18 protein-coding genes and 2 pseudogenes are annotated in these 18278 nt (G+C 71.1%); 14 read left to right on the forward strand and 6 right to left on the reverse strand.

Features of this window, described 5'->3' with window-relative positions:
• Nucleotides 1-158 precede the first annotated feature (158 nt).
• Nucleotides 159-1299, forward strand: a pseudogene (locus tag ACIHIX_RS44505) (ABC transporter substrate-binding protein).
• Nucleotides 1300-1416: 117 nt separating this feature from the next.
• Here ACIHIX_RS44505 and ACIHIX_RS44510 read toward each other — a convergent pair.
• Nucleotides 1417-2139: a TetR/AcrR family transcriptional regulator gene (locus ACIHIX_RS44510; protein ID WP_399966341.1), complete on the reverse strand. Its 723-nt coding sequence runs from the start codon at nucleotides 2137-2139 to the stop codon at nucleotides 1417-1419.
• A gap of 98 nt (nucleotides 2140-2237) precedes the next feature.
• On the opposite strand from ACIHIX_RS44510, the gene ACIHIX_RS44515 reads away from it, so the two are divergent.
• A complete protein-coding gene (locus ACIHIX_RS44515) occupies nucleotides 2238-3179 on the forward strand; it encodes an NADP-dependent oxidoreductase (RefSeq protein ID WP_399966343.1) in 942 nt (313 codons plus the stop codon).
• A gap of 33 nt (nucleotides 3180-3212) precedes the next feature.
• Nucleotides 3213-3893, forward strand: coding sequence for an SDR family NAD(P)-dependent oxidoreductase (locus tag ACIHIX_RS44520; protein WP_399966344.1), 681 nt, complete (start codon nucleotides 3213-3215; stop codon nucleotides 3891-3893).
• Nucleotides 3894-3987: 94 nt separating this feature from the next.
• Here ACIHIX_RS44520 and ACIHIX_RS44525 read toward each other — a convergent pair whose 3' ends face one another.
• Nucleotides 3988-5199, reverse strand: a complete 1212-nt coding sequence (locus ACIHIX_RS44525) for an RNA-guided endonuclease InsQ/TnpB family protein (RefSeq protein WP_399966345.1) — start codon at nucleotides 5197-5199, stop codon at nucleotides 3988-3990.
• 186 nt (nucleotides 5200-5385) lie between these two features.
• Here ACIHIX_RS44525 and ACIHIX_RS44530 point away from each other — a divergent pair, with 186 nt between their 5' ends.
• The 4 genes from ACIHIX_RS44530 to ACIHIX_RS44545 all read left to right on the forward strand — a co-directional run bounded on the left by ACIHIX_RS44530 (nucleotide 5386) and on the right by ACIHIX_RS44545 (nucleotide 8121).
• The gene (locus ACIHIX_RS44530) at nucleotides 5386-5694 is read left to right on the forward strand and encodes a DoxX family protein (RefSeq protein ID WP_399966346.1); all 309 of its coding nucleotides are present in this window, start codon (nucleotides 5386-5388) and stop codon (nucleotides 5692-5694) included.
• A 43-nt stretch (nucleotides 5695-5737) separates the two neighbouring features.
• On the forward strand, nucleotides 5738-6376 hold the full coding sequence (locus ACIHIX_RS44535) for an NAD(P)-dependent oxidoreductase (protein WP_399966347.1): 639 nt from the start codon (nucleotides 5738-5740) through the stop codon (nucleotides 6374-6376).
• Nucleotides 6377-6391: 15 nt separating this feature from the next.
• On the forward strand, nucleotides 6392-7432 hold the full coding sequence (locus ACIHIX_RS44540) for an LLM class flavin-dependent oxidoreductase (protein ID WP_399966348.1): 1041 nt from the start codon (nucleotides 6392-6394) through the stop codon (nucleotides 7430-7432).
• A gap of 392 nt (nucleotides 7433-7824) precedes the next feature.
• Nucleotides 7825-8121: a hypothetical protein gene (locus ACIHIX_RS44545; protein ID WP_399966349.1), complete on the forward strand. Its 297-nt coding sequence runs from the start codon at nucleotides 7825-7827 to the stop codon at nucleotides 8119-8121.
• A gap of 350 nt (nucleotides 8122-8471) precedes the next feature.
• Here ACIHIX_RS44545 and ACIHIX_RS44550 read toward each other — a convergent pair whose 3' ends face one another.
• On the reverse strand, nucleotides 8472-9050 hold the full coding sequence (locus ACIHIX_RS44550; protein ID WP_399966350.1) for a TetR/AcrR family transcriptional regulator: 579 nt from the start codon (nucleotides 9048-9050) through the stop codon (nucleotides 8472-8474).
• 93 nt (nucleotides 9051-9143) lie between these two features.
• On the opposite strand from ACIHIX_RS44550, the gene ACIHIX_RS44555 reads away from it, so the two are divergent.
• Nucleotides 9144-9974 (forward strand): oxidoreductase, encoded by an 831-nt coding sequence (locus ACIHIX_RS44555; RefSeq protein ID WP_399966352.1) that lies wholly within the window; start codon nucleotides 9144-9146, stop codon nucleotides 9972-9974.
• A gap of 108 nt (nucleotides 9975-10082) precedes the next feature.
• On the opposite strand, the gene ACIHIX_RS44560 is transcribed toward ACIHIX_RS44555, so the two are convergent.
• A complete protein-coding gene (locus tag ACIHIX_RS44560; protein WP_399966354.1) occupies nucleotides 10083-10529 on the reverse strand; it encodes a zinc-binding dehydrogenase in 447 nt (148 codons plus the stop codon).
• 291 nt (nucleotides 10530-10820) lie between these two features.
• Here ACIHIX_RS44560 and ACIHIX_RS44565 point away from each other — a divergent pair, with 291 nt between their 5' ends.
• The 6 genes from ACIHIX_RS44565 to ACIHIX_RS44590 all read left to right on the forward strand — a co-directional run bounded on the left by ACIHIX_RS44565 (nucleotide 10821) and on the right by ACIHIX_RS44590 (nucleotide 15943).
• A complete protein-coding gene (locus ACIHIX_RS44565) occupies nucleotides 10821-11534 on the forward strand; it encodes a TetR/AcrR family transcriptional regulator (RefSeq protein WP_399966355.1) in 714 nt (237 codons plus the stop codon).
• Nucleotides 11535-11890: 356 nt separating this feature from the next.
• The gene (locus ACIHIX_RS44570) at nucleotides 11891-12922 is read left to right on the forward strand and encodes an NlpC/P60 family protein (protein WP_399966356.1); all 1032 of its coding nucleotides are present in this window, start codon (nucleotides 11891-11893) and stop codon (nucleotides 12920-12922) included.
• Between the two features lie 189 nt (nucleotides 12923-13111).
• A complete protein-coding gene (locus ACIHIX_RS44575; RefSeq protein WP_399966357.1) occupies nucleotides 13112-13444 on the forward strand; it encodes a putative quinol monooxygenase in 333 nt (110 codons plus the stop codon).
• A gap of 74 nt (nucleotides 13445-13518) precedes the next feature.
• Nucleotides 13519-14400 (forward strand): SDR family oxidoreductase, encoded by an 882-nt coding sequence (locus ACIHIX_RS44580; RefSeq protein WP_399966358.1) that lies wholly within the window; start codon nucleotides 13519-13521, stop codon nucleotides 14398-14400.
• Nucleotides 14401-14588: 188 nt separating this feature from the next.
• Entirely contained in the window at nucleotides 14589-15065 is a 477-nt protein-coding gene (locus tag ACIHIX_RS44585; protein WP_399966360.1) for an MSMEG_6728 family protein, read from the forward strand.
• A complete protein-coding gene (locus tag ACIHIX_RS44590; RefSeq protein ID WP_399966361.1) occupies nucleotides 15059-15943 on the forward strand; it encodes an oxygenase MpaB family protein in 885 nt (294 codons plus the stop codon). Before ACIHIX_RS44585 ends, ACIHIX_RS44590 begins: the two co-directional genes overlap by 7 nt.
• A gap of 28 nt (nucleotides 15944-15971) precedes the next feature.
• Here ACIHIX_RS44590 and ACIHIX_RS44595 read toward each other — a convergent pair whose 3' ends face one another.
• Together ACIHIX_RS44595 and ACIHIX_RS44600 are read right to left on the reverse strand one after the other, a co-directional pair.
• Nucleotides 15972-16994: an LLM class flavin-dependent oxidoreductase gene (locus tag ACIHIX_RS44595; RefSeq protein WP_399966362.1), complete on the reverse strand. Its 1023-nt coding sequence runs from the start codon at nucleotides 16992-16994 to the stop codon at nucleotides 15972-15974.
• A 7-nt stretch (nucleotides 16995-17001) separates the two neighbouring features.
• Nucleotides 17002-18156, reverse strand: a pseudogene (locus tag ACIHIX_RS44600) (pyridoxal phosphate-dependent decarboxylase family protein); the annotation flags it as partial.
• Nucleotides 18157-18278 lie beyond the last annotated feature (122 nt).

Below are 18278 nucleotides of genomic sequence, written 5' to 3' on the forward strand. Positions count from 1 at the left end.
CCCGCCCCGGCCCCACCCACCGCCCTGCCCCCCCCGCCCGGCCCCCCCCACACCGCGGCGGTGGCCCCCCCACTTGGCCGCCCACCACGGCCAGGTGGTGCGGCATGACACACATCTGCCGCCGCACCGCTTGTTGCCCCCATCAGAAAGGTTCCCGCATGACACACCTTCCCAGCCGCCGCCGTGTGCTCGTCACCGGCGCGGGTGCCGCGCTGACCTTAGGGTCGGCCGCCGCCACAGCCACTCCCGCCGCGGCCTCCGGCAACTCCCCGCGGTCAGTGGGCACTGAGGAGACGCGCACGCTCGACGAGCTCTACCAGGACGCCCTCGCGGAGGGCGGAAAGCTCGTGATCTACGCGGGCGGTGATGGTCTCCTCGCAGGCGGACGGCCTTCGCAGCGGCTTCAAGAGCCGTTTTCCCGGCATCGATCTGACGGTGGTCGTCGACTACAGCAAGTTCCACGACGTCCGCGTGGACAACCAGTTCGCCACGGACACCCTGGTGCCCGACGTCGTGCAGTTGCAGACCGTCCAGGACTTCGTGCGCTGGAAGGAGCAGGGCCGTCTGCTCGCCTACGAGCCGGCCGGATTCTCGAAGGTGTACGCCCCCTTCAAGGACCCGCACGGTGCCTGGGTCGCCGTACAGGTGTCCGCCTTCAGTTTCATGTACGGCCCGGCGGCGGTCGGTTCCGATGTGCCCACCAGCCCGCTCGACCTCGCCGACGCCAAGTGGAAGGGGAAGATAGCCTCCTCCTATCCCCACGACGACGACGCGTCCCTCTACCTCTACTCGCTCTATGTGCGGAAATACGGCTGGGACTGGCTGGCGCGCATGGCTGACCAGGACGTGCGGTTCGCCCGGGGCAGTTTCACCCCGAGGGATGCCGTCACCAGTGGCCAGAAGGCCATCGGCGTGGGCGGCTCCGGCGCGCCCCTGGCCGCCGGACCCGTCAAGTGGGTGCTCCCCGAAGGCGCGACGCCGTTCATGTCCTGGGGGCAGCGGGCCGCGATCCTGAAGCAGGCCAAGAACCCCACGGCGGCCAAGCTTTACCTCAACTGGCGCCTGTCCACCGGGGAGCAGCAAGCCGCCACCAACGGCTGGTCCGTCCGCACGGACGTCACTCCGCCGACTGGGCTGAAGCCCGTCTGGCAGTACCCGAACGGCAATCTCGACGGATTCCCCCGCTTCATGGCCGACCGCGCCGCGGTCGAGCGCTGGAAGCAGACCTTCGCCCTCTACTTCGGAGAGGTCGTGGGAGACCCGTCGCCGGGCTCGCTCGGACTGCATCCGGGGGCCTGACCCCGCGCTCCGGCAGCACCTGGGCAGGCGTCCTCTGCGTCGCCCGCCCAGGTGCTGCGGTTCGCGTCTGCGCCTCTCGCCCGGACGCCCGGGGCGTGGCCCGTCAAGGGGCCCACCTCACGCGCCGTCGGCTGAGACGGGCCCTGCCTGCACGGAGCCCGGGCCCGTCCGGGCGAGGCGGACCATGGCGCGGTAGAGGGCCGTGGGCGCCGGCGCCGCGGGCACCTCGGGGATCGGGGCACCGGGCGTGGCGTAGGAACGGATCATGTGGCCGACGAGGCGGCGCCAGGCGTCGGGGGCGGAGTCGCCGCCCGCGGCGATGACGCCGGCGTTGGCCATCTGCAGGATGACCAGGTCCTCCGGAACGAAGTCCTCGCGCAGGTGTCCGCTGTTGCGGGCGCGGGCGATGAGTTCGAGGAAGGCGTTGTACGACTCGGTGCGACGGGCTTCCAGTGCCTTGGCAGTGGGGAAGGACATGGTCAGCACGTCGGCGAAGCCGCGATCGGCGGCCTGCATGGCGCAGACGGCGTGGATGTAGCCGGTGAAGCCGTGCCAGGGGTCGGGGTCGGCCAGCGCCTCGGCGACGGCGCCGGCGTAGGCGTCCATGCGGTCGGCGAAGACCGCGTTGATGAGCTCCTCGCGGCTGGCGAAGCGTCGGCTCAGCGTGGCTTTGCCGACACCCGCTTCCCGGGCGACCGAGGCCATCGACACACCCAGCCCTTCCGTGGCGAAGAGGCGGCGGGCGGCGGCCAGGATGAGATCACGGTTGCGCTCGGCGTCGGCCCGCAGTCTCGCCTCGGGCTCCTGGCCCGGGCTCCGGTCGGAAGGTGTAGAGGTCATGCCCCCATCCTAGCCAAGTGGAACAACCGGTCCGCTTGTGCTGTTACGCTCGGTGCATGGAACCGGGAAGGCCGGTCCACTTACGGAAAGGCGCTGTGATGCGTGCTGTGACCCTGGACGCTGTTCCGGCCACTCCGGCTGTGACCGAGGTGGACATGCCTCGCCCCGAGGCCGGGGAGCTGCTGGTGAAGGTGGCCGCCGCGTCGGTGAACGGCTTCGACCTCGCCGTCACCGCGGGCTACCTGCAGGGGATGATGGAGCACCGCTTCCCGCTGGTGCTCGGCAAGGACTTCGCCGGCACCGTGGAGGCGCTCGGCGACGGCGTGGAGGGCTTCGCGGTCGGTGACGCGGTCTTCGGTGCCGTGATGAAGCCGTTCCTGGGCACCGGTTCGCTGGCCGAGTACGTGACCGTGTCCGCCGGATACGGCGTCGCCCCGCTCCCGGCGGGCCTGGCGGCGGCGGACGCGGGCGCGCTGGCCGTGGCCGGGGCGACCGCGGTGGACAGCCTGAACGCGGTGGCCCTCGCCGAGGGCGAGACGGTGCTGATCTCGGGCGCCGGAGGCGGGGTGGGGTCGCTGGCCGTGCAGCTCGCCGCGGCCCGCGGTGCGCGGGTGATCGCCACCGCCCGCCCCGGCGCGCAGACCGACTTCGTCAACGGTCTGACCCCCGCCGACGCCGAGGTCCACGTGGTCGACTTCACCGGTGACCTCGAGGCTCAGGTCCGCGCGATAGCCCCGGAGGGCGTGGACGCGGCGCTGCACCTGGCCGGCGACGGACCCCAGCTGGCCGGCCTGCTGCGAGCGGGCGGCCGGATCGCCTCACCCGTCGGTCTGACCCCGGACGCCGTCAAGGACGAGGACGTCATCGTCCACCCGATCATGGCCGACCCCAACGAGTCGACCCTGACCGCACTGGCCGAACAGGCCGCCTCCGGCGCGCTGCGTGTGCCGGTAACCGCGACCTACCCCCTGGAACAGGCCACGGAGGCCTTCACCGCCTTCGCGGGCACCCCCGGCAAGGTCGTCGTCACCCGCTCCTGAAACCCGCCCCCCCCACACGGAAAAGAGTCCCGCATGCCCACCATCGCCATCATCGGCGCAGGCCCCGGCATGGGCCTGGCCATCGCTCGCACCTTCGGCAGCCGCGGCTTCGACGTCGCCCTGCTCTCCCGCACCAAGGAGAAGCTCCAGACCCTGGTCGATCAGCTCGGCCAAGAGGGCATCACCGCCGAGGCGTTCACCGCCGACGTCCTCGACCGGGCCTCCCTGGCCGCTGCTTTGGACGCCGTGAAGGTCCGCTTCGGCGCCATCGACGTACTGGAGTACTCGCCGGCCGCGCACACTCCCGCCGCCGGGCTCACCATGGCCACCCCCTCGGAGGCCACGGTGGAGAATCTGCAGCCGCAGATCGAGTACTACCTCTACGGCGGCATCACGGCCGCCCAGGCAGTCCTGCCCGCGATGCGGGAGTCCGGTGCCGGCACCCTGCTGTTCACCACCGGCGGCGGTTCCCTCGACCCGATCCCCATGCTGGGCAACGTCAACTCGGCCCAGGCAGCCCTGCGCAACTGGGTGCTCAACCTGGACAAGGAGCTGGCCGGCAGCGGTGTGCACGCCGCGCACGTGGCGATCAACGTCTGGATCGGCGGGGGCGGCCCGGAAGGCTTCCCGACGGCCACGCCCGACGAGATCTCCCCCCTGTACTGGGCCCTGCACGAAGACCGCGCCCGCTCCGAGGCCGTCTTCAACGCCTGACCGCGCCCGTCCGCACTGCCCCCGGGAGGGAGCACTGGCTCCTTCCCACCCCGTCCCCTTTACCCAGGAACCTGTACTTGACTTCCTCCCGCGCCTAAAGGCGGGGGATTCCAGCGGTCGCCCGCTGGGGTTCCTGCTTCATCGACGACCGCCCCGTCCGGGAGGACTCCCGTTGAGGTCTTACACCGTCTCCACAGGCAGACGCCGCCAGCCCGGCGGCCAGGATGTTACGTGCCGCGTTCACGTCGCGGTCATGCACCACGCCGCAGTGCCCGCATGGCCACTCGCGGACGTTGAGCGGCAGCTTCCCGGTGACCGTGCCGCAGTTCCCGCAGAGCTTGCTGGAGGGAAACCAGCGGTCGATCACGACGAGTTCACGCCCGTACCAGGCGCACTTGTACTCCAGCATGGACCGCAGGTCCGTCCAGGCCGCATCCGAGATGGCGCGCGCCAGGCGCCCGTTCTTCAGCAGGTTGCGGACGGTCAGGTCCTCGATCACGACCACTTGGTTCTCGTGGACGATGCGCGAGGTCAGTTTGTGCGGGAAGTCGCGGCGCCGGTCGGCGATCCGGGCGTGGATCTTGGCGACCTTGCGCCGGGCTTTCTCCCGGTTAGCGGAGCCCTTCGCCTTGCGCGACAGCTCCCGCTGCGCGCGGGCAAGGCGGGCACGGTCGCGCCGCTCGTGCCAGGGATTGGCCACCTTTTCCCCGGTGGACAAAGTCACCAGCGAGGTGATCCCGGCGTCCAGACCGACCACCGCACTCGTCGCGGGGGCCGCCGTGACGGTGTCCTCGCACAGCAGGGACACAAACCAACGGCCCGCCGCATCCCGGGACACGGTCACCGTAGTCGGCTCCGCACCTTCAGGCAGCGGACGCGACCAGCGGATGTCCAGGGCCTCGGCCATCTTGGCCAGCGTCAGTTTCCCCTCGCGCCAGGTGAAGGCGCTGCGGGTGTACTCGGCCGACGCCCGGGACTTCTTCCGCGACTTGAAGCGCGGATACTGCGCACGCTTGGCGAAGAAGTGGGCGAACGCCGTCTGCAGATGACGCAGCGCCTGCTGCAGCGGAACCGAGGACACCTCCGACAGGAAGGCCAATTCCTCCGTCTTCTTCCACTGCGTGAGCGCGGCCGAGGACTGCACGTAGGAGATCCGGCGCTGCTCGCCGTACCAGGCACGGGTGCGCTCCTCCAGCGCCTTGTTGTAGACGAGACGGACGCAGCCGAACGTGCGCGACAGCTCAGCCGCCTGCTCATCCGTGGGGTAAAAGCGGTACCTGAACGCCCGCTTGACCTGCCGCGCCATACCTCACACCCTATCAACTCCCGTGTGAGCGCCGGGAGTCGGCCGGTGAGCGGTGGGCGCCGGTCCGTACCGGCGGCGAACCGACGCCCCCTGACCGGCTCCGCAGGAGCTTCGTTTCCTCCCCCGCAAGCGGGAGGTACCCCCACCCCGGCCTGAAGGCCGGGGTATCCACGAAGGAAGGCCCCGATGAAGTCCACCCAGCCCAAGGAGAAGCTGGTCGGGCAGCTGCCCTGGACAGCCGACTTCTCGCAGGGCACCGTTCGCTTCATCGGCGTCGTCGAGTTCGCGGCCGGCCTCGGCCTGATCCTGCCCGCGGCCACCGACATCGCCCCCGTGCTCACCCCGCTGGCCGCGACCGGTCTGGCCGTGGTGATGGTGCTGGCCGCGATCACCCACGCCCGCCGCAAGGAACCCGGCGCGATCGCCTTCAACACCGTCCTGCTGATCCTGGCCGTCCTGGTGGCCTGGGGCCGCTTCGGCCCGTACAGCTTCTGACCCCCACCTCGTTTCTGATCCTCACCGCAAGGAACCGTCTGTCATGCGTGTCACCGTCTTCGGCGCGAGCGGCGCCATCGGCCGCCTCGTCGTCCAACAGCTTCTGGACGACGGCCACCAGGTCACCGCCCTGGTCCGCACCCCCGGCAAACTCGCTGTCACCCATGCCGACCTCACGGTCGTCGCCGGGCAGCTGTCCGACTGCGATGCCGTCGAGCAGGCCGTGAGCGGCGCCGACGCGGTGATCAGCGCGCTCGGCCCCTCCCTGAAACGGTCCACGACCGGCACTCAGGTGACCGACGGAACCCGCAGCATCGTGCAGGTCATGGAGAGGCGGCGCGTCCGCCGCTTCATCGGCCTGGCCACGCCTTCGCTGGCCGATCCCCAGGACAAGCCGCACTGGAAGCACAAGGTGCTGCCCGTGCTGGCCGGGCTGATGTTCCCCAACGCGTTGGCCGAGATGAAGGGCATGACGGCGGCCGTCACCGCGTCGGACCTCGACTACACCATCGCGCGCATCACCAACCCCACGCACAAGCCCGCCACCGGACACATCCGCTCCGGCTTCCTCGGCCACGACAGGATCGGCTCCGCCATGACCCGCGCCGACATCGCCGCGTTCCTGGTCTCCCAGCTCACCGACACCCGCTACCGGCGGGCCATGCCCGCCATCAGCAACTGACGCCAGGAATCCGCCATGACCTTCGAGCTGGGTGTGTACTCCTTCGGCAACACGCCACGCCTGTCCGACGGCAGCCACGGTCCCACCGCCCAGGCGTTGCGCGACGTACTGGAGGCCATCAAGCTGGCGGACCAGGTGGGCCTGGACTACTTCGGAGTGGGCGAGCACCACCTGCGGGCCATGCCGCTGTCCTCGCCCACCTCCGTGGTCAACGCCGCCGCGGCGACCACGGACCGGATCAAGCTGGGCACCGCGGTCACCGTCCTGTCGACCGACGACCCGATCCGGGTCTTCCAGCAGCTCGCGACCGCGGCGTCCCTCGCCCCCGGGCGCATCGAACTGGTCGCCGGACGCGGCTCGTCGACGATCACGTTCCCGCTGTTCGACCACGACGAGCACGACTACGACATGCTGTACGCCTCCAAACTCGACCTGCTGATGGCCGTCAACGCCGGTGAGCACCTCACCTGGCACGGACCGCACCGCAGCCGGCCGCTGCGGGACGTCACCGTCTTCCCCCGCCCCGAGGAGCCGCTGAAGATCTGGCTCGGCACGGGCGGCAGCCCGGATTCGGTGCGGCGTGCCGTCGAGCTGGGCCTGCCCATGTTCCTCGGCATCCTCGGTGGCACCCCCGGTCACTGGGCGCAGTACGGCCGCGCCTACCGCCACGCCTGGGCCGCGTCCGGCCACCCCGCCGAGCGGGCCGACATCGCGGTCGCCGTGCACGGATTCGTCGCCGAGACCGACGCCCGGGCCCGGTCGAGGTACCTGGAGTACGAGCACCGGATGATGGCCGAGGGCATGGCCGCCCTGGGCCGCCCCGCCCCCTCGCGCGCCGACCGCGCCGCGCACTACGGCCCGGACGGCATGGTCTTCGTCGGCGGCCCCGACGAGATCGCGGACCGCATCCTCCACCTGCACAGCCTGCTCGGCCACACACGTCAGATCCTTCAGATGGACGTCGGCGGCATGCCTCAGCGCGACGTCCTGCGCGGCATCGAACTGCTCGGCACGAAGGTGCTTCCGCAGATCCGCGTCGAGCTGTCGAGGCAGTGAGCCTCTTCCCCCTGGCGTGTCCGCGGAGGGAAGAGCCGGTGAAGCTCGTCGTGTTCGGGGCGAACGGGCCCACCGGACGCCGGGCCGCTCGGGCGGCGATCGCCGCGGGGTGCGGGCCGTCTCTTGCGGGCTACGGTCGGTCGCGTGCAGCGCGGCGCCGAACGCCTCGGCGGACGCGCACTGGTGAGGTCTGGTCGGCGAGGAGTCCTACCGGGCCGGGCGAGCACCGCCAGGAGGGGGTGGCCGGCCTTCGTGCGGGGGAGGGCGGCTGCTGTTCTCCCTTCCCGCTTCCGTACTTGACCCAGGGCCGGCCGCGGCGATCGGCCACAGGGCCGGCCCGAGACGATGCCGGCCAAGCCCGCTTTGTCAGTGGCGGCTGCAACGCTGGTCGGATGAACGGCGATGAGCAGCTGCTGAACGGCCGCGTCTACGGCGCCGACCACGACGACCCCAACCCGGGCCCGCTCCCGCACCGGACCTATGCCGAACTGGTGGGCGGCCCGCTGGACGGCCTGCTGTTGGACATCCATGGGTGGCGGAGCGAGGACGTCGACGACGGTGTCGCCCTGCCCACCGAGCTGTCGCGGTGGCCCGGCGGACGTGCCCTGTACGACCCGCGCCCCGGCGGCCCGCGCACACCGGGCCCGGGCGTGAGCTGCCGCCTGTACTACTACGGTGACACGCCCTGACCACGGCCCGACTACGAGACCGATCGGGGCCCGGCCACGGCTGGTCTGCGTGTTTGCCGCTCCGTCGGCGGTCGTCAGCTGGTCGGCGGCGGCATCGCCGCTCAGTGCGGGGATGCCGGTCCGCTGCAGCGGGGCCGGCACCGCGCAGGGCACCGTCCTCCTGATCGGCCACGGCGGGCCCACCCCCGCCGGAGAGGGCCCCGCTCCCTACCCACTCACCACCTCACCCGCCGCCAACTGACCGGCGGCCACATCGCAGGATGGACGAACAGCCCGGCTCCCGGTCGGGCTGTTCGTCCTGCGCGCTCAGCAGAGGGGCGTCGGGTCCCGGTCACCGGCGCGGGCCGCCGTCACCCGGCAGCGGGGGCGGGCCGGGCGCTGGTCAGGCCCGGAACCACCAGGGTGAGCCAGCGGGCGCGAGCAGGTGCGGGCAGGTCGACGGGGGCCGTGGCGAACAACAGGTAGATGTCGTCGACCGTGACATCGGGATGGATCTCACCGGCGGCCTGTCCCGCCTTGATGACGGCCTCGACGGCTGCCCCGGCGCGGTCCTCGTCACTGGGGTCACCCGGCTGTGCCCCGAGGGTTCGCGCGGCGGTCTTGACGCCGCGGTCGCTCACCGACGCCTCGATGACGCGGCCGAGGAACGCGCTCAGTTCGTCCAGCGCCCCGGCTCCGGCGGCGACCCGTGCGTACGTGGCTTCCGCGTCGTCGGCGACGCGCGACACATGCTCGGCGACAACGGCCGCGATCAGGTCCGTCTTGGTGGGGAAATGCCGGTACAGCGTGCCGACCGCCACACCCGCCGCGGCGGCGATCTCGTCCATCCCGACCTCGGGGCCGTGCGTGGCGATCTGCTCGCCGGCCGCGGCGAGGATCTTCTTCCGGTTGCGAACCGCGTCGGCGCGCGGCGCCCTGGCCTGGGGCACGGAACTCGCCCACCTCTCTGCTTGCATCAACATGAACCATGGTTCAGGATAGATAGTGAACCGGAGTTCATCTTACTTGCGAAGGATCGCGCCATGCCAACCAAGACCGCTCTCGTCACCGGTGCCTCCTCCGGCATCGGCGAAGCCACGGCCCTCAAGCTCCAGTCGCTCGGCTTCACCGTCTACGGAGCCGCCCGGCGCGTCGACCGGCTGAAGACGCTCGCAGAACACGGCATCCGCCCCCTGGCCATGGATGTCACCGACGAGGCCTCCCTTCAGACCGGCATCGAGAAGATCATTGCCGAGACCGGCCGCATCGACGTGCTCGTCAACAACGCCGGATACGGCTCCTACGGCGCCCTCGAAGACGTCCCGCTGGACGAGGCCCGGTACCAGTTCGAGGTCAACGTCTTCGGCGCGATCCGGCTGGCCCAACTCGCCCTGCCGCACATGCGCGCCCAGCGTTCCGGCACCATCGTGAACATCACTTCGATGGGCGGCAAGATCTACACCCCGCTCGGCGGCTGGTACCACGGCACCAAGTTCGCCCTCGAAGCCCTCAGTGACTGCCTGCGTCTGGAGGCCAAGCCCTTCGGCGTCGACGTCGTCGTCATCGAACCCGGTGGCATCGCCACCGAATGGGGCGCCATCGCCGCCGACAAGCTGGAGAAGTCCGCGACCGGTGGCGCCTACGTCGCCCAGGCCGACGCCGTCGCGTCCTCGCTGCGCTCCGAGGCCAACGCCAAACGCAACTCCCCGCCCTCCGTCATCGCCGGTGAGATCGGCAAGGCGGTCACCGCCCGTCGCCCCAGGACCCGCTACGCCAAGGGCTTCGGCGCCCGTCCCCTCATCGCCTTGCGTCGGCTCCTTCCCGACCGTGCCTTCGACTCGGTCATCACCCGAGCGGTCGGCCTGCCGCGCTGACGCCGGCGAGCGCGCCCAGGCAGGAGTCGTCGGCGGGTCTGGAGAGCCGGCGACGAGGCGATGCGCAGGTTTCGTTCCGCGTCCCACCGGTCGGCCTCGGGGCCGCGGTCAGAACAGCAGAACCGGGCGCCCCCGTACGCCGCCGGTTTCGAAGAGCCGCTGCGCCGCTCCCGCCTGTTCGGCGGGAAACGTCGCCGCGACGCGCAGCGTGAGGACGCCGGACTCGGCCTGGTCGCGCAGTTCCGTCAGGGTCACCGTGTCCTGGAGCCGCCCGTACACGAACGCGGGGCACCAGTGCACGCCACGGTCCGTACTGCCGGTGAACCCCTGAACCGTCGCGATGCGTCCGCCGGCCCGTACTGCCGCGGCCACCGGCTCGTTCATCACCGCGGCGTCGATGACGCCGTCCGTGCCGCCGGGGTGCAGCTCTCGGACTCGTCCGGCGGATCTCGCCCCGCGCAGCAGCATCTGATCGGCACCCAGGCCGAGGACCAGATCCCGGTCCTCCTTCGCCGCGTCGGCGATCACCGTCAGCCCGGCGGCCTTGGCCAGCACACAGCGTCCTCGACCTCGCGGCCCGTCGAGGAGTCTCACCCCAGCGACTGCTCCTGGCCCGGCTGCTGCACCGGTCGCCCGCCCTCCTGCCGATCAGCGGCGCCGGACGCCCGCGGACAGCGGCTGATTCGGCCGCCGCCGCATGGCTCTCCTTGAGCGCCGACGAGCTGGAGACGCTCGATGCCCACACCCACGGCCCCCGTGAAGCGACCGCGTAAGGGGCGGCTGACTGGTTACGGCCGTACACAGCCAGGAACCGGATCGCGCTTTCCGGTTGATAGTGTGAAGCCCATGACCTCCCGGGACCAGAACACCCACGGCACCGGCGGCACGACCGACTCCGCAGGTCCGCCCATGCGCAGTGATGCGGAGCGGAACCGGGGGCGGATCATCGCCGCCGCACGCACCGTGTTCGGACGCGACGGGCTGCACGCGTCCATGGCCTCGGTCGCGCGGGAGGCGGGGGTGGGTATCGCCACGCTGTTCCGGCACTTCCCCGCCAAGGAGGAACTGGCCGCCGCGGTCTTCGCGGACCGTATGGAGGCGTACGCACAGGCCACCACCGAAGCCCTGGCCGATCCGGACCCGTGGGACGGCTTCACCGGCTACGTCCAGGAGGTCTGCACGATGCAGGCCGCCGACCGGGGCTTCGCCGACGTGATGACCATGAGCTTCCCCGGCGCCCCGGTACTGGAAGAACTCCGCGCCCAGGCCTACCAGGGCTTCCTCGAACTCATCAGCCGCGCCAAGGACAGCGGACGCCTGCGCGAGGACTTCACCAGCCGGGACCTCGTCCTGCTCCTCATGGCCAACGCCGGCGTCCTCAGCGCCACCGGCGACGCCGCCCCGGACGCCTGGCGCCGCCTGGTGGCGTGGATGATCCAGTCGTTCCAGGCCCCGGCCCGCGGACCGCTGCCGGACCCACCGGAGGACGAAGCGCTGTACGAGGCCATGCGTCGCGCCAGCCAGAGCATGGGCGCCTCCGAGACCACGAAACGCGGCTGAGCGCCCGGCCGTTGACGAGGTTGGTTGGACTGCCTGGAGGTTGGACGCTCGCCCATCGCGCACCCATCGCGTCGGACCGCAGGCGTTCGCAGTGCTGCTGCCAGGACGAGACGGGGGTGTAGGGCCATGATCCGCGCGCCAGGGGCAGGGTCCACAGGGCCGCGAGCCGCAAGACCCGCCACTAAGGGCCCGATTGTGATCGTTTTTTGCGCCAACAGTGCAGAACGCGGCCGAAATTGTGCGCTCTAAACTTTGAAATGATTACAAGAAGATCACTAAGGTGAGGTCTCGAACCTTCGCACGGATGATCGCTCACACGAGGTGAGTGGCGGTGGAGGCAGAAGGAGTTCGTCACCTTGGCGCTTCACCGTCGACCCAAGCCGCAGAGCCGCACCCGTGTGAGTGTGGTCACCGCGACCGCAGCCGCCGCGGTGGCTCTCACCTCGCAGGCCGCCAACGCGGCGCCCAAGCCCACGAAGACCGAGGTGAAGGCGCAGGTCGACAAGCTCTACGAAGAGACGGAGCGGGCCACCAACCAGTACGACGGGGCCAAGGAGAAGCAGGAGAAACTCCAGAAGGAGATCGGCGCACTCCAGGACGAGGTCGCCCGAGGTCAGGACGACCTCAACGAACTGCGCTCCGGGCTCGGTGCGATGGCGAGCGCCCAGTACCGCTCCGGTGGCATCGACCCCTCCGTCCAGCTGCTCCTCTCCGCCGACCCGGACGACTACCTCGACCAGGCCTCCACGCTCGAGTCGCTGTCCGCGCAGCAGTTGGAGGCGCTGAAGAAGGTCCAGGTGAAGCAGCGCAAGCTGGCCCAGCGGCGCGCCGAGGCCACGGAGAAGCTCAAGGACCTCGCCGACACCCGCACCGAGCTCGGCGAGAAGAAGAAGGAGATCCAGGCCAAACTCGGCAAGGCGCAGCGGCTGCTGAACTCCCTGACCGCCGCCGAGCGGCAGGAGATCGCCGACAGCGAGGAGCGGGCCAGCCGCACCGCCTCGGAACGCGTCGACCTCGGCGGTGAGGTGGCCGCCTCGCCCTACGGCGCCGCCGCCCTGAACGCGGCCGCCTCGCAGATAGGCAAGCCGTACGCGCGCGGCGGCACGGGCCCCAACTCCTACGACTGCTCGGGCCTGACGCAGTGGGCCTACGCGCAGGCCGGTATTCCGATATCCCGTGTCACCTACACGCAGGTCAACGACGGAGCCCACATCGGCATGAGCGCGCTCAAGCCCGGTGACCTCGTCTTCTTCAACAACACCGAGCACGTCGGCCTCTACGCGGGCAACAACCAGGTGCTGCACGCCCCGTACCCGGGCGCCTATGTGCGCTACGAGTCGATGAGCACGATCGGCTCCTTCCAGTTCGGCGTACGCGTGGCAGGCTGAGGCCCGGCCTTCGTCCGCTGGCGGAGCTCGGGGTGCCGCGTGAAGGTGACGGTCCGGGCGAGGCGGCTGTCACCGAGGGAGGGATGGGGCGGCGGCTACCCGGGGCCGTGCCCCAGGGACGCGGCCGCAGGGTGCGACACGGGGGCCGGTTGATCCATCCTGGACTCACGCCCTCACCGAGGAGACTTAATGATCTTCATCACCGCCAAGTTCCGGGTTCTGCCCGAGCACGCGGACGACTGGCCGCAGATCAGCGAGGACTTCACACGCGCCACCCGCGCCGAAGCGGGCTGCCTGTGGTTCGACTGGTCCCGCAGTGTCGAGGACCCCACCGAGTACGTCCTCGTGGAAGCCTTCCGTGACGGCGACGCCGGCGCCGCGCACGTCGGCTCCGAGCACTTCCGTGCCGCACAGCGCACGCTGCCGCCGTATCTCGCCGAGACCCCTCGGATCGTCAACGCGACGATCCCGCAGGACGACTGGTCCGAGCTGGGCGAGATGGCCGTGGGGGAGCGGGACTGAGGCGCATCCGAACGCCGCTTCCCCACGGAAGTAGAGGTCAGGACGCGCCTCCGAAGTGAAGGGAAGGTTCTCTCTTGCGCAGCAGCCCGCTGGCCGGCCGGACCGTCGTCGTCACCGGAGCCGCTCGCGGCCTGGGCGCGGCGATGGCCCGGGAAGCCGCCCGTCGCGGCGCCCGTGTGGCACTGCTGGGTCACGAGAAGCCCGCCCTGGACGAGCTGGCCGTGTCCTTGCCGGGGGCGGCGCTGGCCGTCGAGGTCGACATCACGGACCCCGCCGGGCTCAAGGCGGCTGCCCGGACGGTACGACAGAGTCTCGGCCGGCCGTCGGCGGTGGTGGCCAACGCGGGCATCGCGGAGGGCGGCCCGTTCGCCGACTCTGACCCGGCCACCTGGCAGCGTGTCATCGACGTCAACCTGACCGGCAGCGCCCACACGGCCCGCGCCTTCTTGCCCGACCTCCTCGACACGGCGGGCTACTTCCTCCAGATCGCCTCCCTGGCCTCGATCGGAGCCGCCCCTTTGATGAGCGCCTACTGCGCCTCGAAGGCGGGAGCCGAGGCCTTCGCGCACGCGCTGCGAGCAGAGGTGGCGCACCAAGGCGTCGCCGTGGGCATCGCCTATCTGAACTGGACGGACACCGACATGATCCGCGACGCCGACCGGTACGCCGTCCTGCGCGAACTGCGCGCCCACATGCCCGCCCCGGCCCGCCGGGTGTATCCCGTGGACATGGTTGCCGCCCGCCTGGTCGACGGCCTGGAGCGACGCCGTACAGCCGTGTACGCACCGGCCTGGCTACGGCTGACCCAGCCGGTGCGCGCGGCCCTGCCGCCGGTGGTGCTGCGGGTGTCGCGCCGCGCACTGCCCCGGATGGAGGCCGAGCAGCCCTTCGAAGACACCGGACCGCTGGGCGCGGGCGGCCTCGCCGACCGCGCGGTCGGCCGACGGCGTCCCTGACACCGGGGCACACCGCACCCTGGACCGCACAGCGGATGGAGAAGCACGGAGGAGAACCGCCATGACCGAGCAGGACAGGGACAGGGCCGAGAGCCAGACGCGGTACGACGTGCGCTGCGCCGAGTCCGGCTGCCCGACGGTCCACCAGCCGCCCGCAGCGCACACGAAGTAGGCGGGCGGGCGACCCGATGCAGACCTTTCTGCCCCACCCGGACTTCCGGCAGACGGCCCTGCTGCTGGACCGGCGACGGCTGGGCAAGCAGCGGGTCGAGGCGCTACAGGTCCTGCGCGGCCTGACGGTGCCGGGATACGGCTGGCGCAGGCATCCGGCCGTACGGATGTGGACGGGGTACGAGGAGGCACTCGTACGGTACGGCCTGGAGATCTGCCGGGTCTGGCGCGACCAGGGGCACCAGGACAGTTGCGCCGCCTCGCTGGTGGCCGGGCTGGCCGCGGTACGCCCCGGAACCCCGGTGCGCGACCAGTCGGCGCTGGCGGCCGTCGGCGAACTGCCGCCCTGGCACGGCGACGAGGCCTTCCACGAAAGCCACCGCTCGGCACTGGTCCGCAAGGACCCGGAGGTGTACGGCGCGTTGTTCCCCGGCGTACCCGCCGGCCTTCCCTACGTGTGGCCCGCCTCCGACCGCGAGGGGCAACCATGCTGACGGCGGTCCGGGAACAGCTGGGCCATGCTCTGTTCCGACGCGTCGCGGGACCCGACGGACCGGCGAACCGTGCGCGCATCCATGACACCCCCGGCCCGCGCTGGTTCGCACCGGATCGCCCCATCCGCACGGTGCACGGCGACGCCTCGATGTTCATCGGTGGCCTCAGCGCACTGCTTCTGCAGTCCCTGCATCCCCTCGCCATGGCAGCGGTGGCCGGGCACTCCGGCTTCCGCGGCGACCCGTGGGGCCGCCTCCAGCGCACCAGCACCTTCCTGGCCGTGACGACCTACGGCACCGCGGACGACGCCCAGCGGGCCGTGGACCGCGTCCGTGACATCCACGACCACATCCGAGGAACGACCGCGCAGGGCGTGCCGTACCACGCGGCCGATCCGCACCTGCTCGCCTGGGTCCACCTCGCCGAGACGGACAGTTTCCTGCGCGCTCACGAACGCTACGGAGCCCGGCCGCTGGAACCGGCCGCCTACGACGCCTACGTCGCGGACACCGCACGCGTCGCCGAAGCCCTGGGGGTCACCGACCCGCCGCGCGACCGGCACGAACTGTCCGAGCGCCTGTCCGGCTACCTCCCGGAACTGCGCGCCACCCCCGAGGCACGCTCCGCCGCGCGCTACCTCCTGCTGAGGCCCCCGTTGCCGCTCGCCGTACGCCCCTTCTACGGCGGTCTGGCCGCCAACGCCGTCGCGCTGCTCCCGCCTTGGGCGCGCGGCATGCTCCACCTCCCTCGACTGCCCGTCGTCGAGAGCCTCGCCGTACGTCCCGCGGGCCGGGTGCTGACGCGGACCATCCGCTGGGCCATGACGCCACCCCCGCCGTCCCGCACACCCACCGCCGAGGAAGGCGGGAACAGCTGATTTCTCCGTGTTCCGTCTCCCGCTCCGCTCAGCGCCAGCCGAGGGCCGGAGCGACGTGGGTCAGGATGTTCTCGATCACGTGGGTGTTGTAGGCGACTCCGAGCTGGTTGGGCACCGTGAGCAGGAGGGTGTCGGCGGCGGCGACCGCTTCGTCCTGGGCGAGCTGCTTGACCAGCACGTCGGGCTCGGCGGCGTAGGAGCGGCCGAAGACGGCGCGGGTGTTGGCGTCGATGTAGCCGATCTGGTCCTTGGAGTCGCCCTCACGGCCGAAGTAGGCGCGGTCACGGTCGTCGACGAGGGCGAAGACGCTGCGGCTGACGGACACGCGCGGCGTGCGGCTGTGGCCCGCTTCCTGCCAGGCCTTGTGGTACGCCTCGATCTGCTTGCGCTGCTGGACATGCAGGGGCTCGCCGCTCTCGTCGTCCTTGAGGGTCGAGCTCTGCAGGTTCATTCCGAGCGTGGCCGCCCAGGTCGCGGTGGCGTTCGAGCTGGATCCCCACCAGATGCGGTCCCTGAGGCCTTCGGAGTGCGGCTCGACGCGCAGCAGCCCCGGCGGGTTGGAGAACATCGGGTTGGGGTTGGGCTCGGCGAATCCCTCACCCGTCAGGACATCGAGGAGCCGCTCGGTGCGGGCGCGTGCCATGTCCGCGTCGGTGGCCCCGTCAGGCGGCAGGTGCCCGAAGTGACGCCAGCCGTCGATGACCTGCTCCGGGGATCCCCGGCTGATGCCGAGCTGGAGTCGGCCGCCGGAGATCAGGTCCGCGGCGCCCGCGTCCTCGGCCATGTACAGCGGGTTCTCGTAGCGCATGTCGATCACGCCGGTGCCGATCTCGATCCGGCTGGTGCGTGCGCCGATGGCGGCGAGCAGCGGGAACGGGGAGGCGTACTGCCGGGCGAAGTGATGGACGCGGAAGTACGCGCCGTCGGCGCCCAGCTCCTCCGCGGCTACGGAGAGGTCGATCGCCTGGAGCAGGGCGTCCGCGGCGGTGCGCGTCTGCGAGTGCGGCGATGGTGTCCAGTGTCCGAAGGAGAGGAACCCGATCTTTTTCATACCGCTTTCAACAATCAAGGTCGGTGTTCATTCCCTGCCGGGCCGCCGGCCGTCCAGCCTCGGTGGTGATGATGTCCAGCGCTTCGGTGATGCGGTCGTGGTGGGTGCGGTGGGAGACGACGCAGACGCGCAGGGTGTAGCGGTCGTCGACGACGGTGCTGGAGAGGACGACGCGCCGGTGGCTGTTGATCCGTTCGAGCAGGCGTCGGCCGGCCTCGTCGGCCTGCCGGGCGGCGGTCTCGCTGTCGTCGGCGGGGCGGACGCGGAAGATGACGGTGGACAGGTCCGGCTGCTGCGGGACGTCCAGCAGCGCCACGCCGGACAGCACCTCGTGGACGTGTTCGGCCAGGTCGAGCTTCTCGTCCAGGGACTCGCGGAAGGCGTCCACGCCGTGCAGATGGAGGGGGAGCCAGGCCCGCAGACCGCGGATCTCATGGGTCAGCTCGGGCCCGAGCCGGCCGGAGTCCGGGACACTCCCCGACGCGGTCATGTCCTGGAGGTAGCCGCCGGTGCCGTCATGTGCGGCGTGCAGGGCGGCGGGGTCGCGGACGACGAGGGCGCCGGTGCCGAACGGCATGAACAGGGTCTTGTGCGGATCGAGGGTGATCGAGTCGGCCTCCTCGATTCCGGCGAGACGTTTCTCGCCGCGCCGGGTGAGCCGGAAGAAGCCGCCGTAAGCCGCGTCGACGTGGAACCACAGGTCCTCGCGGCGGGCCAGGTCGGCCAGTTGGGGCAGCGGGTCGACGGTGCCGGTGTCGGTGGTGCCGGCGGTGGCGACCAGCAGGAACGGCCGCAGCCCGGCGTCCCGGTCGGCGCGGACCATCGCGGCGGCGGCCTCCGGGTCCATGCGCAGGTCCGGGGTGTGCGGCACGGTGCGTATGCGGGCGGCGGGGATGCCGGCCAGGCGGGCGGCCTTGGCGACGGAGTGATGGGCGAAGGCGGAGGTGTAGACGGTGCCGCCGGCGAGGTCCTCGCCGAGCCGGTGGTGGCGGGCGGCGACCGTGGCGGAGAAGGTCGCCATCGAGCCGCCGCTGGTCAGCAGCCCTCCGCTGCCCTTCGGGAGGCCGCACACCTCTTGGGCCATCCAGCGGATCACGCTCTCCTCGAGCGCGGCGAGGGCCGGAGCGACCGAGGCCAGGCCGCCATAGCGGTTGACGGCACGGTTTTGAAGCTCTCCCCTTCCTTCGCGAGCTCAGGAAGGGGATTCCTGTCTACCTTGCGGCGACGGGTTTGACGGTTGTATCCGCCCTGCGACCGCGCCTTCCGGCGGCCGGGACTGCCACG

The organism is Streptomyces sp. NPDC051913, from assembly GCF_044593635.1.
Classification (GTDB): domain Bacteria; phylum Actinomycetota; class Actinomycetes; order Streptomycetales; family Streptomycetaceae; genus Streptomyces.